Annotated in this window: 15 protein-coding genes, 1 tRNA gene and 1 pseudogene; 4 read left to right on the top strand and 13 right to left on the bottom strand. The window is 64.4% G+C overall.

Annotated features, from left to right (window positions below; genetic code table 11):
• The 3 genes and pseudogenes from D474_RS0116505 to dcd all read right to left on the bottom strand — a co-directional run.
• Nucleotides 1–472: pseudogene (locus D474_RS0116505) on the bottom strand (phosphate ABC transporter permease); the annotation flags it as partial.
• Entirely contained in the window at nucleotides 469–1467 is a 999-nt protein-coding gene (locus D474_RS0116500; protein ID WP_026118552.1) for a quaternary amine ABC transporter ATP-binding protein, read from the bottom strand. The pseudogene D474_RS0116505 and the gene D474_RS0116500, both read right to left, overlap by 4 nt.
• A gap of 428 nt (nucleotides 1468–1895) precedes the next feature.
• Nucleotides 1896–2483: a dCTP deaminase gene (gene dcd, locus D474_RS0116495; protein WP_017614647.1), complete on the bottom strand. Its 588-nt coding sequence runs from the start codon at nucleotides 2481–2483 to the stop codon at nucleotides 1896–1898.
• Between the two features lie 186 nt (nucleotides 2484–2669).
• On the opposite strand from dcd, the gene D474_RS0116490 reads away from it, so the two are divergent.
• Nucleotides 2670–2743, top strand: a tRNA-Gly gene (locus D474_RS0116490).
• A 117-nt stretch (nucleotides 2744–2860) separates the two neighbouring features.
• Here D474_RS0116490 and D474_RS0116485 read toward each other — a convergent pair.
• The 6 genes from D474_RS0116485 to D474_RS0116460 all read right to left on the bottom strand — a co-directional run bounded on the left by D474_RS0116485 (nucleotide 2861) and on the right by D474_RS0116460 (nucleotide 8090).
• The gene (locus tag D474_RS0116485; protein ID WP_017614646.1) at nucleotides 2861–4012 is read right to left on the bottom strand and encodes a tyrosine-type recombinase/integrase; all 1152 of its coding nucleotides are present in this window, start codon (nucleotides 4010–4012) and stop codon (nucleotides 2861–2863) included.
• A complete protein-coding gene (locus D474_RS0116480) occupies nucleotides 4012–4236 on the bottom strand; it encodes a helix-turn-helix domain-containing protein (RefSeq protein ID WP_017614645.1) in 225 nt (74 codons plus the stop codon). The genes D474_RS0116485 and D474_RS0116480 overlap by 1 nt, the downstream gene beginning before the upstream one ends.
• Entirely contained in the window at nucleotides 4236–5927 is a 1692-nt protein-coding gene (locus D474_RS0116475) for a replication initiator (protein ID WP_017614644.1), read from the bottom strand. Before D474_RS0116475 ends, D474_RS0116480 begins: the two co-directional genes overlap by 1 nt.
• Nucleotides 5927–7327, bottom strand: coding sequence for an FtsK/SpoIIIE domain-containing protein (locus tag D474_RS0116470; RefSeq protein WP_017614643.1), 1401 nt, complete (start codon nucleotides 7325–7327; stop codon nucleotides 5927–5929). The genes D474_RS0116475 and D474_RS0116470 overlap by 1 nt, the downstream gene beginning before the upstream one ends.
• Nucleotides 7327–7587 (bottom strand): hypothetical protein, encoded by a 261-nt coding sequence (locus D474_RS0116465; protein ID WP_017614642.1) that lies wholly within the window; start codon nucleotides 7585–7587, stop codon nucleotides 7327–7329. The genes D474_RS0116470 and D474_RS0116465 overlap by 1 nt, the downstream gene beginning before the upstream one ends.
• 95 nt (nucleotides 7588–7682) lie before the next feature.
• Complete coding sequence (locus tag D474_RS0116460) at nucleotides 7683–8090, bottom strand: hypothetical protein (protein WP_017607404.1); 408 nt, start codon at nucleotides 8088–8090, stop codon at nucleotides 7683–7685.
• Nucleotides 8091–8377: 287 nt separating this feature from the next.
• Here D474_RS0116460 and D474_RS0116455 point away from each other — a divergent pair, with 287 nt between their 5' ends.
• Both D474_RS0116455 and D474_RS0116450 read left to right on the top strand, forming a co-directional pair.
• Entirely contained in the window at nucleotides 8378–9115 is a 738-nt protein-coding gene (locus D474_RS0116455) for a DUF5919 domain-containing protein (protein ID WP_026118551.1), read from the top strand.
• 13 nt (nucleotides 9116–9128) lie between these two features.
• Nucleotides 9129–9608, top strand: a complete 480-nt coding sequence (locus D474_RS0116450; RefSeq protein ID WP_017614640.1) for an NUDIX hydrolase — start codon at nucleotides 9129–9131, stop codon at nucleotides 9606–9608.
• 7 nt (nucleotides 9609–9615) lie between these two features.
• Here D474_RS0116450 and D474_RS0116445 read toward each other — a convergent pair whose 3' ends face one another.
• The 3 genes from D474_RS0116445 to D474_RS0116435 all read right to left on the bottom strand — a co-directional run bounded on the left by D474_RS0116445 (nucleotide 9616) and on the right by D474_RS0116435 (nucleotide 11038).
• Nucleotides 9616–10128 carry an HD domain-containing protein gene (locus tag D474_RS0116445; protein WP_086002952.1) on the bottom strand — a complete coding sequence of 171 codons (513 nt, stop codon included), beginning with the start codon at nucleotides 10126–10128 and terminating at the stop codon, nucleotides 9616–9618.
• A gap of 49 nt (nucleotides 10129–10177) precedes the next feature.
• Entirely contained in the window at nucleotides 10178–10657 is a 480-nt protein-coding gene (locus D474_RS0116440; protein WP_017614638.1) for a GntR family transcriptional regulator, read from the bottom strand.
• Nucleotides 10658–10759: 102 nt separating this feature from the next.
• A complete protein-coding gene (locus D474_RS0116435) occupies nucleotides 10760–11038 on the bottom strand; it encodes a hypothetical protein (protein ID WP_026118550.1) in 279 nt (92 codons plus the stop codon).
• A 397-nt stretch (nucleotides 11039–11435) separates the two neighbouring features.
• Here D474_RS0116435 and D474_RS0116430 point away from each other — a divergent pair, with 397 nt between their 5' ends.
• Nucleotides 11436–12176 carry a helix-turn-helix domain-containing protein gene (locus D474_RS0116430; protein WP_239647091.1) on the top strand — a complete coding sequence of 247 codons (741 nt, stop codon included), beginning with the start codon at nucleotides 11436–11438 and terminating at the stop codon, nucleotides 12174–12176.
• A 35-nt stretch (nucleotides 12177–12211) separates the two neighbouring features.
• Here the strand turns inward: D474_RS0116430 and D474_RS31105 are convergent, their stop codons facing one another.
• A complete protein-coding gene (locus tag D474_RS31105) occupies nucleotides 12212–13057 on the bottom strand; it encodes a DUF4231 domain-containing protein (protein ID WP_083931849.1) in 846 nt (281 codons plus the stop codon).
• Nucleotides 13058–13338 lie beyond the last annotated feature (281 nt).

Below are 13338 nucleotides of genomic sequence, written 5' to 3'. Positions count from 1 at the left end.
CCCAGCCGCAGGCGATCACGCCGGTGCGGACGCGGGCGCTCCGGTCCATGGCGCCCAGCACGGTCACCGCGATCAGGAACACCAGGGAGATGCAGAAGTAGGCGTCCACGACGCCGGTGTCGAAGAGGTCGACCGCCCACAGGAAGAGGAAGGGCGGCATGTTGTTGATGATCGTGTTCCCGAACTCGGCCCCTGCCTGCAGGATGTAGAGCAACGAGACCACGCCGACCACGATCGCCAGGGGGAGGCGCTTGGTGGTGCGGACCAGCGGTGCGGCGATGAGCACCGCGGCGATGAAGGCGAGCTGTCCGGCGCCCGGCTCCATGAAGAAGCCGGACAGTACTTCGACGGCCCAGCGCACGAACGCGCCGATGGCGTCGAAGACGATCCCGAAGTTGGCCTTGAGCCACTCGTTCCCGGCCTCGAACCACGAGCCGATCGGGATCTCCGGAGGGAAGTCGACGGTACTCACGACTGGTCCTCCTTCCCCGCGGCGAGGGCGGCGAGGACAGAACCACGGGACACCATTCCCAGGACCTCGCCCTCCTCGGAGACGACACGGAGTCGATCAGCCGTGGTCATGTCCTCGTACAGTTCGGCGATCGGGGTGGCGGCGCCGACCTGGCGCGCGCCCGGGTCCGCGGTGACGCCGGCGTCGATGGCCGACGCAGCGGTGAGCACACGTGTGCGGTCCACGTCCTCGATGAAGCGGGACACGTACTCGTTGGCGGGCTCGTTCAGGATCTCCTCGGCGGTGCCGATCTGGGCGACGCGGCCGTCCCGCAGCACGCAGATCCGGTCACCGAGGCGCATGGCCTCGTTCAGGTCGTGCGTGATGAAGACGATCGTCTTGCCGAGGGTCTTCTGCAGTTCCAGGAGCTGGGTCTGCATGTCCCGTCGGATCAGCGGATCGAGGGCGCTGAAGGCCTCGTCCATGAGGATGATGTCGGTGTCGGCGGCGAGGGCGCGGGCCAGACCCACGCGCTGCTGCATACCGCCGGACAGCTGGTGCGGGAACTTGTGCTCCCAGCCGTCCAGGCCGACCATCTCGAGGTTCTGCATCGCCTTGGCATCGCGCTCCTCCTTGGGGAGGCCGCGCAGTTCCAGACCGTAGGCGGCGTTCTCCAGCACCGTGCGGTGCGGGAGCAGGGCGAAGTGCTGGAAGACCATGCTGATCTTCTCGCCCCGCAGGTTCAGCAGGTGCCTCTTGCTCAGGGCGGTGATGTTGACGCCGTCGACCTCGACGGTGCCCGCGGTGGGCTCCAGGAGACCGTTGAGCATCCGGATCAGGGTGGATTTGCCCGACCCGGACAGGCCCATGACGACGAAGATCTCGCCCGGTTCGACCTCGAAGGACACGTCGATGACGGCGGCGGTCACGTCCAGGTCGGCGATGGTGTCGCGGTGGCTGCCGTCGGAAAGCCGCTCGACGGCCGTCCTCGACTGCTTGCCGAACACCTTGTACAGGTTGTCTGCGCGTACTGCTGGCACGGTCTCCTCTATGGGGCTGTCCCGGCCGCGAGGCACGCAAGAGGTGTGTCCACCCCGCGTTCGACCCGCGGACACCGAGGGCAGCAGGCCTGCGCAGAGCCCCCTGTGCGCGCCCTTCCAAGGCGGGGCCCGCTACCCGGTTCACGTCGGAGCGCTACCTTACCGAGACAGGAACGCACAGTTCAGGCGGTATGTCACCGGGAAATAACAGGTTTAACCGGGACAAAATGCGTACGCCGACCTACAGCCGTGGTTGTCGATCCCACAAGGCACCCGATCGTGATTTACACCACTCGCCAGTTTAGGCGACCCTGGGTAACAATCAGGCATACGCAGCCCAGAGATACTGTATGTACCGATTTATGACCGTACCGTAAGGCTTTTCTGTGGCGGAGAGCCGGGGGTCAGCCCTCCGGGTCGATACTGGTACGGATGAAGTTCTGGTGGGCGCGCGAGGGCGTCGGCCCCCGTTGTCCCTGGTACTTCGAGCCGTACACAGCAGAACCGTACGGATGCTCGGCGGGGGACGAGAGCCGGAACATGCACAGCTGGCCGATCTTCATGCCGGGGTAGAGCTTGATCGGAAGGGTCGCCACGTTGGACAGCTCCAGCGTGACGTGACCCGAGAAACCGGGGTCGATGAAACCCGCGGTGGAGTGGGTGAGCAGCCCCAGGCGCCCGAGGGAGCTCTTTCCCTCCAGCCGGCTGGCGATGTCCTCGGGCAGCGAGACCACCTCGTAGGTGGAGGCCAGCACGAACTCGCCCGGGTGGAGGATGAACGCCTCGCGCCCGTCGGTCTCGATCAACCGGGTGAGGTCCGGTTGCTCGACCGAGGGGTCGATGTGCGGGTACTTGTGGTTCTCGAAGACCCGGAAGAAGCGGTCCAGCCGGACGTCGATGCTGGAAGGTTGGACGAGGCCGGGGTCGAAGGGGTCGATCTTGACCCGGCCGGAGTCGATTTCGGACCTGATATCGCGATCGGAGAGCAGCACGCTCCGAATTTACCGCCTGCCCCGAGACCCTGTGCGACCTCGTCCGACGCCCTCGCGGGCGCTCCGGGACGGGGCCTGCGGCCGACCCCCGGCCGGCCTCGCGCGGAACCGATTTGCCGACGGGCCCCGAACGTGGGCTAGGATGGGCCCCGTTGACGGAGCGGGACATGCGCCCGATCCGACGACGCGGATGTAGTTCAATGGTAGAACTTCAGCTTCCCAAGCTGATAACGCGGGTTCGATTCCCGTCATCCGCTCCAGACAGACAAAAGGCCAGGTCGTTCGAGGTTCTTCGAACACCTGGCCGTTCGTGTTTCCGGGGCCGTTCGCCGGTCGTCGTGCCACGCACGTGCCACACGCTCGAACGCGTGTGAGCCTCAGGGTCGGTCTTCCATGGGCCTTGAATCATCCAGCCCGTTCGCCCCGTTGCGGTTGAGTTCCTCGGTGACCCTCTCCCCCAGCCGGTCCGCGATCTCGCGTTCACGTTCGTCACGCGCGTGGAGGTAGACCATCGCCGCCCGGGTGCTGGAGTGGCCCATCCGCCGCATCAGCTCACGCACGGACGCTCCGGCTTCGGCTGCGTAGGTGTTGCCGGTGTGCCGGAGGTCGTGGAGGTGCACGTCCTCCAGTCCCACGGTCGAGCAGGCGTCCGCCCAGTACTTCGAGAAGTTGCCGCGTCGGAGCTGATTGCCGCGCACGCCGACGAAGACGAACCCGTTCGGACCCGGAGCCGCGTACTCGTCCAGGTGCCGGCGTAGGTCCGGGACGATCAGCTCGGGCAGGGAGACGGTTCGGTGCCCCGCCCTGGACTTGGGGGTGCCTTTGTACAGCCCTCCCACGTCCGAGACGGTCTCGCTCACACGCACCGTTCGCGCTTCCAGATCGAGGTGTCGGCACCGCAATCCCGCGAGTTCACCCCACCGCAGACTGCCGAACGTCGCGAGCAACACCAGCGCCCGGTAACGGGGTTTGATGGCATCGGCCAGTTCGAAGACCTCGGCCACCGACAGGACCGGGCGTTCCTCGGTGTCCTCCAGTCCCGCACCGTCGATCTGGCAGGGGTTGTCGCGGATCAGCCGGTCCTTGACGGCGGTGTTCAGCACCGCCCGCATGAGCCGGTAAGCCTTGGGGATTTGAGCGCGGCCGTTCTTCCGCCGAAGGCGGGAGGAGCGCCACCGGCGGATGTCAGCCTCCTTGATCTCGCTGAGGAGCACGTTGCCGAACGCCGGTTCCAGGTGGAGACGCAGCAGGTCCTCATAGGTGCGTCGTGTCTTACGCGTCAGGTCCCGGTGTTCGATCCACTCGGCCGCGTACTCACTGAAGGGCACAGCACCGGCTTCGGGATCGAACCAGTCCCCTTGGGCGATCTCGGCCTCTTTGAGCGTGAGCCAGCGCTGCGCGGCCTTCTTGGTCGCGAACGTGGTCGGCGCCGGTCGCATACGTCCGTCCGGACTCCGGTAGCGGACCTGGAAGCGCCCCGAGCTCAGGGACCGGATATTGCCGAACGCCCTCTTCTTCTCGCCCGCCATCACGCGACCCTCCCCCGGCGCAACCTGACCGGTTCGACGACGCCGGCATGGATGAACTCCTCCAGCGCCGATTCCGGGATGCGCACGTGGCGACCGACCTTGACGAAGGTGATGCGGCGCTCCTCGATCAGGCGGCGCGGATAGCGCACGGAGGTGTTGAGGAGAGAGGCCACCTGGTCGACGGTCAGCAGGCGGCCGGTCGGGCGTATCTTCTCGCGAGCCATCAGGCAGCCCTTTCCGTTGCCGAGGGGGCGGGGGTACGTGCGGCATCGAGTTGGGCACGGCGTTTGAGCGCTTCGCCCACAGCCCGGAGTAGGCGGTGTTCGCGGGGAGCCACGTCGGGATCGGTGGGACGTGCCAGCTCCCAGGCGTAGTCACCGGAGTTGACCGAGGTCAGGACCGGGGGCCGTGTGTTGTGCGCGTCCCCCGGTTCCTCGTTCGCTGGATCGCTATTAACGCCGTTAATCCCGAGAGCTTCCAGGACCCAGGTGAGGCGGTCTGCCTTGTGGTCGGCCAGCGTCTTACCGGACCACTTGCGCGAGACCAGGACGCGGCGTCCGGCGTAGCCCAGGTGTTCGCGACGGTGAGCCTTGGACCGGCAGAACCCGGGACGCAGGCCCGGCTTGGGATCCTGGGGTTGGACGCCGTAGCGCAACCAGTTCGAGCACCGGGGCGAGCAGGGTTCGAACCGCAGGGTCTCCATCAGACGGTCGACGTGCTGTTCCTGGCGGGTGGTCTCGACCGTGTGGCAGTCGGCGATGTCCTTGGTCAGGTACTTGGCGAGGTAGCGCACACATCGCTGAGCGTCCTCCGAGCCCGCCATAACACCCTTGGCGTCCACCTGCTTGCCGAACCGCACGACATGGTGGGGTTCCGCACCGGGGTCGGCGTCCAACTCGTCCAGCGCTTCATCCCAGGTGGGCAGCGCTTCCCCCGTGGCGGGGTCGAGGTAGGTGTCCTTCTCTTCGTCCCAGGCCGGGAGATGGTCGCCCTCGTAGACCACCGTGTCGGCATGCGGCCACCACACCTGGTGGTAGGTCGCGGCGGCGATCTGCCGGAGTTCGGCACGGGGCAGGGTGCCTCGTGTAGCCATGTGCAGGTGCGGAGCCAACCGCCGTTGCGGTTCGACGGAGGCGAAGTACTGCACGTCGAACCCGGCGACCCGGCGCAGGTTCTGCACGAATCGGTCGATGAGCTTGGAGAAATGCAGGGTGTCCCGAGCAGCCCGCCGGTAGTCGTAAGTGGAGGGATCGACGGGGGTTCCGTCAGAGCGCACCCGGCCGTAGGAGTCGAGCGTGAGCGTCAGGAACAGGGAGGGACGGAACACCTTCCCCGAATCCGGATCGGTGAACGCCCGCCCGACCGTCTTCCTCGTCATGGGCCGCTTGGGCAGGTCGAGAACGTCTTGACGCCGCTTGGTCGAGCGCACCCGACGCGAGCCCGAGTCCGGGGAAGCGGAGCGGGTGACCGAGCCGCGCAGCCCGGAGGCAGTGATTTCCTCGTCCAGGTCCGCGATCGCGGCATCCAGAGCAGTGAGCTGTTCGGGATCGCAACCACTGGCGGCGAGCTTCTCCCGTTCAGCGGTGACCACAGCGCGCTGTTCCACCCAGTCCTGTTGCTGCTCTGTCGGAGGGTCGGGTTCCACGACTGGTTCCGAGGCCAGGTGCCAGCCTTCCTCACACTGTGTGCGCCGCAGGGACCGTTTCCTCTTCGCGCACGACGGGCAGCGCGATTCGAGGGTCGAGCCACAGGGGACGTCGATGATCTCCGTTTCGCCCGTGCCCATGGCGGTACGCCGGAGAGAGACCGGCCTGACGCACACCCCGTGGTCAGCGGCGACCTGTTCGGCCACCTCACGCGCGAGGGGTTGGGCGAGCCGCTCGGACCGGGTGCTCTTGCCGGTAGGCGTGGGCATCACGCACCCCCGTTCGCCATGGCCGTGATGTCGTCATCCGAGACGAACGCGGCCCGTACCCGGACCGGAGACGGGGAGGTCTCCAGTCGCACGTATGCCACCCCGGGGAGGGTGGGGTCGATCAGGTGTGCCTCAGCCCCGCGTTCGCGCGCACCTTCACCGAGGACCATGTCGACCTGCGATGCCTCGTCCAGTCGCAGGGCGATCTTGTCCGGGAAGAGATTGCGCAGGTTCATGACCTCCTTGCGCGGGTCCTGCAACGCCGCGAGCACGCAGAAGCCGACCGAACGTCCCTGGGAGGTCAGAGTGGCGATCGCGTTCTCCGCCCGCTTACGGATGTCCCGGTCGGGGTGGTAGGCGGTCAGGAACGCGACCTCGTCCAGGGCCACGACCACGAACGGGTCATCCTTCGTCGGCGTGTGCGAGCGCTGCTTGCCGGCGTAGCGTTCGGATCGTTCCTGCATCCGGGCCACAGCGCGTTCGAGCAGCGCCACCGCGGATTCCCCGTCGTCGGCGTAGCGGGCGAACAGAGAACGCCCGTAGGCCAGTTCCATGCGCTTGGGGTCGATCCCCCACACCTCGGCGGTTCCGTCCGAGATCGCGGGGAGCATCGCACGCACAGCCGACCAGATAACCGAACCCTTTCCGGCCCCGGTCACTCCGACGATGAGTACATGCGTGCCATGCAGGCGCAGTTTCCATGCGGTGCCGTCCTCGCGCTTGCCGACCGGGAGCGCGGCCAGGTCCGAGGCCTGCGGGACCGGCAGGGCACCGAGGGGTTCGGCGAGGGTGTCGTGTCGGGGGAACTCCAAGGTGATGTCACGGGGTCCGTTGGTCACCACACGGCAAGAAGGAGCGGCGAAGCCGTGCGCCAACTCGACCACCCGGTGTTCGAAGTCGGTCGGGGAGGTACCGGCGACGAGCGAGACCCGCACGTAGTCAGCCCGGTCGTTGCAGGTGACTCTTCGGATGCGCGGGAGGTAGCGCCGTTCCTGGTAGGACTCGGCCAGTCCGGAGATGACGAGCACGGGTTGCCAGTGCCGGTGGTAGACGCTCAGGTAGCGCCACCAGGCCAGCAGGCGCAAGGTCACACAGTAACTGAAGGATTCTGGCCAACGCCGCCACCACACGAAGGCCGCCGTCGACAAGCCACCGGCGAAAGTGAGCAGCCCCGGCCAGGACCAGTGCCACCACACCCCAGTGCAGGCCACCGCCGAAGCGACCATGACGGGGAACCGGAACGGAAGCATCACCACCAACCTCACGAGGCGGTAGATCCAAGAGCCGAGCACGACGATGCCGGGTGTCTCCACGATCGGGGTCGTCCAGCGCACCCCGTGGGCCGGGGTCGGCAAGGTCGGCGAGGACTGGGCAGCCCCGACCTTGGGTTGGCTCATCATCAGTACTCACCCCCGTTCCGAAACCCGTTGTCGGCGATCTCCGCCCACAAGAACTCGGAGTCGGCCTTTGCACGCGCAGCGAACCGAGAGGCGTCGACGTCACCCTCGCGCTCAGCGATGGCGGCGAACACGCGGGACTTGAACTCGAAGAACTCGGCCCGCTGCTGGGATGTCGAGCGGGGCTTGTCGTACTCGGCCAGGAACGCCCGAACCAGCTCGGGGCCGGTTAGGGCGGACAGGTCAGAGGGGTTGTCGATCATACTGGGGGCACCTCTTCTGAGATTTCGCAGTCGCAGGAGGGTTCACAGGGGCGGCCGAGGTGTTGGAGCACCAGGCCGCCCCGTCTCATGTCGAATCAGTCAGCGTCCTTGGCCGGAGCAGCACGGCGACCACCGGATGCACCGGGAGCCTTCACACCGCGAGCCCGCAAGGAGTGGGCCACGCGAGGGCGGCGCCCGGAGTCGTCGACGTAGGGCATGACCGCCATCTGTTCGAACTCCACCGGCCGGAACGGCAGCCCCGGCACCTCGTCCGGCAAGGTGGGGCACACGTCGGCGGCGACCTTGACCTTCACGCTCTTGGCCTTGCCCCGTGCTTCGGGGTCGGCGTCGATCACGTCCACCGCCCACAACGGGAGCCCGGTGTCCTTGTCGAGCTGGGGCCGCTTGGTCTCGAAGTCGTTGATCGCTTCCACCCCGAGCGCGTAAGCGCCGTGGGGGAAGACCGTGCCGAAGGACACCGGCAACGCACCCTTGATAGCCATCTGATCAGCCTTTTCTCATCGTTCATGCAGGTCATAGCTGATGTTCTGGGCGAGAACCGCCCGCCGATCGAACATCGATACATGTATAGCATGTATCGAACTTGGCGGCCAGTGTTCACCGGACGCCGTGGTCTGCTGCTGTTGTCTCCGCCTTGCCGAGGCGGGTTCTCGGTACGGTTCCACTCTCGCCCGTGACCACGGGACGGGATCACTACATGGCTGGACGTGTTCGGGACGTCCCGATACTGTGAGCGCGTCCCCACACGTCCAGGCGAACCCCGAGGTCCATGCCGAACGAGAGGTTGCGAGCCGCGCTGTTGCAGCGTGCTGCCACCCCGGATGACCTAGCCAGACACATCGGAGTGGACGCCAAGAGTGTGGAGCGCTGGATCACCAAGGAACGCACCCCGTACCGCCGCCACCGGTTCGCGGCCGCCGCGTACCTGGGTGTGGAGGAGAACTACCTGTGGCCTGAAGCCTTGCCACCGGAGCAGCACAAGGCCGCTTCACAGAGTGAGATCGTCGAGATCTACCCCCACCGGTGGAGCGTGCCGACCGACTTGTGGAAGCGCCTGTTCTCCGAGGCGCAGCGGGAGATCTCGATCCTGGTGTTCAGCGGGTTCTTCCTGGCTGACGACCCGGGCATGCTCAAGCTGTTGGCCGACAAGGCCGAGGCCGGCGTCCGGATTCGGATCCTGTTGGGCGACCCCGAGAGCGAGGCCGTAGCCCAGCGCGGCCGTGATGAAGGCTTGGGCGAGCTGTTCGCTTCCAAGATCAAGAACGTGATCGTGCTCTACCAGGGGTTGCGCGAACTTGAGGGCATCGAGTTCCGGTTGCACGGGACGACGCTCTACAACTCGATCTACCAGGCCGATGACCAGTTGATCGTCAACACCCACGTCTACGGGGCGATGGCCTCGCAAGCCCCGGTGTTCCACCTGCGCAAGGTCCCCGGCGGTGACATGGTGAGCACCTACCTGGAGAGCTACGAGAAGGTCTGGCAACTGGCAAGCCCGCTCGACTGAGGAAAGCGCACGCATGGGCAAGCGGATTGACTATTACGACGACCCCCAGGCCCCGGACGCGAACAGCCTCGTCCCGTCGGTGAACGTGTTCGTGGTCAACGAGCGCGATGAAGTCCTGATGATCCGCCGCACCGACAACGACAACTGGGCAGCTCCCGGCGGTGCCGTGGACCTCGGCGAATCCGTGCCCCAGGCCGCAGTACGCGAGACCGTGGAAGAGACCGGGGTCACCTGCGAGATCACCGGCATCGTGGGCATCTACAGCGATCCGAAGCACATCATCTACTACACCAGCGACGGCGAGGCCCGCCAGGAGTTCTCGATGGTGTTCACCGCCCGTCCCGTCTCCGGTGAGCCCCGCACGAGCAACGAGTCCAAAGAGGTCGTGTGGGTCCCCAAGGCGGAGCTGTCCGGGTCCGGGTACCGGATGGACCGCTCAATGCGCCGACGTGTGGACCAGTTCCTTGCTGAAGGACCGCCCCACATCGGCTAGCAGGTCTCTACCGCACCGCCGCCAGGCGTTGTTCCACCGACCGCACCGAAGCCGTCAACGACGGTGAGGAGCGCGAAATGGACCGGTGCACCAGGTCTTCAGGGGCGTAACGGTCCAGGATCTCGGACAGCCGACGTTCCACCGGCAGGTGTGTTCCGTCGGGCCCCGTGGTCATGTCCGAGTAGGTGAGCGCGTCCAACAAATCATCGGACGGGGCCGCGAACTCGTTCTTCAGCTCGGCCAAAAGCCCGCGTTCCTCAGCTTCGACCACCGCGCACGAGTGGTAGGCGACCAGGGAGACGAGGGGTTCATCGGCCCCTTGGACCGCCCGCAGGTAACGAGCCCCGTCGAGTGGGTGAAAGCCCGTGGCCGCCAGGTCCGGGGAGTATCCGATGTCGTGCAGCCAGGCGGAGGACTCCACGAGGTCGGCGTCGTCACCGAGCATCGGGCGCAGGGACCGCGCCTGTTCGGCTACCCCTTGGGAATGCGCCCAACGACGGGGAAGCGGCCCTTCGAGCAGTTCGCGCGCGAGTTCCCGCGCCCAGTGAACATGTCCCACATGTGCCAGGCTAACGCGCGCCGTTTCCGCCCTCGGTGACGAACCTCCCCTTACCGTGCACGGCGACCACGAGCCCGGTCCCCTCCAGCTCGGAGAGGGCTTGGCGAGCGGTGCCCCGCGATACGCCGTACTGACGCACCAATGCCGCCTCGCTCGGAAGGGCGGCACCGGGAGCCAAGTCGCCATCGGTGATCTGCTCGCGGAGGTCGGAGGCGATGCGCCGGTACTGGGACGGAGGAGACTCGTGCACGTCCGTTCGTTCTTCAGGGGCACAGACCACACGCCCCGTCCCCGGCAGAGCTTTGACCAAGCGCTCCGCCTCCAGTTCGGCCAGAGCCCGGCGCACCGTGGTCCGGGAGACTCCGAACTCCTGACCCAGAGCCGCTTCAGACGGCAGAGCGTTGCCGGGGGCAGGGGCGCCGGCATAGATGCGGGAGCGCAGAGCGTCCGCGATCTGGTGGCAGGTCCCCCACGGGGTGCGCGGGTTCAAGCGGGTTCCTCCGGGGTCGGGTCGGTGGAGCTCCGGGAAACTTTCACGGAGCTAGGACAAGTATGCGCCGCAAGCCCTACAGGTGATGTCCACAGCGCGTGCTCACTCTTCAGGGCAGGTGTCCTTGGCACACGAAGCGTTGGACCGCTTTTCAGTGAGCCGTTCGTTGACCAGGGCCGGATGACCGATCCCAGCGGGAGGAGATTCGAGCTGACGCACGAAGACGTCGATGTTCTCCTCGATCAGTGTGGGGGCGTGCGTGATCCTGTGGCTGGTTGCGGTCGCGATCCACAGACGTCCGATACGCCGGATCGACCACTGCTGACCGAAGTTGCGACGCATCAGGTACAGCAGCGTCTTGGACACAGCATCGGGGTTCATGCCGGGACCGCCACCCTTCGCGAGAGCTGAAGGAGGAGTTCGAGACCGAGTTGCGAGCGGTCACGGGTCACCGGACGCGGCCTCTGTTGCATGACGTAGGGGCGCACCACAGGAACGAGCGGCTCGATCTCGCGTGCGGGTGGTGCAGGGGTGAAGGGCAGGGTCTTCGAAGACGCTCGGGCCGCCGGCCGCCGGGGTGGCGGCACAGGTGCCCGCAAGGATTCGAGAAGAGTTCGCATGCTTTCCCGCTTGGGTCGAGGGGAGGCTCGAAGCCTTCTTACAAGCGGAAACGATGCTCTGAGTGAGCGGACGTGTGTACCACGTGTTGGACAACTTGAGGGACGTCTAGGGACGTCTTCTGTTACCGTCGAGACTCCGCACACCGGAGGGCACCGACGTGAACGCTGCACTACGCACAGCTCTGGCCGCAGCCCAACTCACCGAGACCGACGTCGCCGCACACATCGGCGTTGACCCGAAGACGGTCCGCCGATGGTTGTCTGGCACACGTCCTTACCCACGCCATCGTTGGGCCGTAGCCGATCTTCTACAGGTCGACGAAGACGCCCTTTGGCCGAAGAAGAGTCACCAGGACCGAACGCATGCCCCGGCGCCCGAGTACGTTCAGCGCGTCTACGCCCACCGCTGGCAAGTGCCACGGGAAGTGTGGTGGAACCTGTTCAACTCAGCGGAACAGGAGATCGGCATCCTGGCTTACAGCGCCCTATTCCTCGCCGATGACGCGGGGATGTTGGAGTTACTGAGGGCACGGGCGCAAGACGGCGTGAACATCCGTATCCTGCTGGGCGACCCGGAGTCCGGACCGTTGAAGCAGCGGGGCGAGGAAGAACGGATCGGCGCTGCGTTTGGCGCCAGGGCAGAAAACGCCCTGTTGCTCTTCCGCACGTTATCGGAAACCAATGGCGTGGAGGTCCGAACCCATTCTACGGTCCTGTACAACTCCATCTACCTGACAGAGAAACGCATCTTCGTCAACCACCACGCCTACGGCATCCCCGCTGCGAAATCTTTTATCATTGAACTTGATCGCGAGTCATCCCGCGACATGATTAACACCTACGCTCAAAGTTTCGAAATAGCATGGAGAAACGGACTCCAAATCAATTCAGGAGAATAAGACTCGCGGCACCAAGAATTTTTCCTTCAGCGCCTTCATTGCGCAGAGTCCCCTCGAGAGCTGGAACGAGACTCAGGCGACTGCTCCAACTGCTGCTCGCGTTTTCTCTGCTCATTTTTTATTTCTTCTGCCTTTTCTGCAAATTCCCGAAGTATCACTTCAGCACCCCGATTTTCAGATCTTCTGTATTTATCGATGCCAATCTCAACAGAATTATACTCCCTTTCAAGTTCATCCGCGCTTCTTTGAAGGTTAACAGCCCGCTCCCGATATTTAAAATGCCCGGTAATTCCCGTAGCAGATGCGACCAAAAAACTAAGTGTAGCTGCAACCCAAGTAAGCTCAGAAACACTCGCAGAAGCAGTGGCCATAAGAGTCACGAGAGACGAAACAATGATAATAAAGAACTGAAATCGATTATGGATCGTTCGGTATCGGCGGGCACCATGCCTGTATTCATCGATCACCGAGGCCACTTCTGCATGATAAGACCAAAGAACAGCCACCCATTCGTTCTTCCCCTTACTCTCAAGATCCATTCTTTTATACTTGCGCCGATCTCGCAATTCCGATAGCTTCTCTTTTCCACTCTTAGCATCCGAAGAGACACTGAAACTAGCAATTAAACCAATAATAAAAGCTGCCCCAAGGACTCCTGATACTGTAAAATGCACCTCATTCGAAGCTACGGAGTACGGGGTTAAAGCAAGAGCAGCAGACGCAATGGCACCTACTGCGAACACGAAACATATAATTCTTATTTTTCGTGCAGATTTAAAATCTGCATCAATTTGGGATTTTCTTTTTTCGATATCCCTTTTGAGGTCATCCATGTCCTTGATGGGAACCTGAGAGGTGTCACGGTAAATACTTTGACTCATTTAACCTCCTAGTTTTAACTGCCGAATTGGACTGTATGGGATCAAGGCGACGGCGCAAGCGCCGTCGCAACGGCCTACGGCCGCTGCTCGGGCTGCGGGCTGCCGCCCGGTCCCGAGCGCGGCCGATCGCAGCATCTACACCGCATTTTGGCGCACACTAGCGACATACAGATACTGGTTGAAGGAAATTGGTTAATGACGTGCGAAGATCCCGAGTCACCCGGCAGCGGTCTACGACTGTCTTGGGTGACTGGCTCCAGCGCTACCGGGCACCTCGGACC

Source organism: Nocardiopsis salina YIM 90010, from assembly GCF_000341025.1.
GTDB lineage: Bacteria > Actinomycetota > Actinomycetes > Streptosporangiales > Streptosporangiaceae > Nocardiopsis > Nocardiopsis salina.
This window is presented reverse-complemented; position numbering and strand designations above follow the sequence as displayed.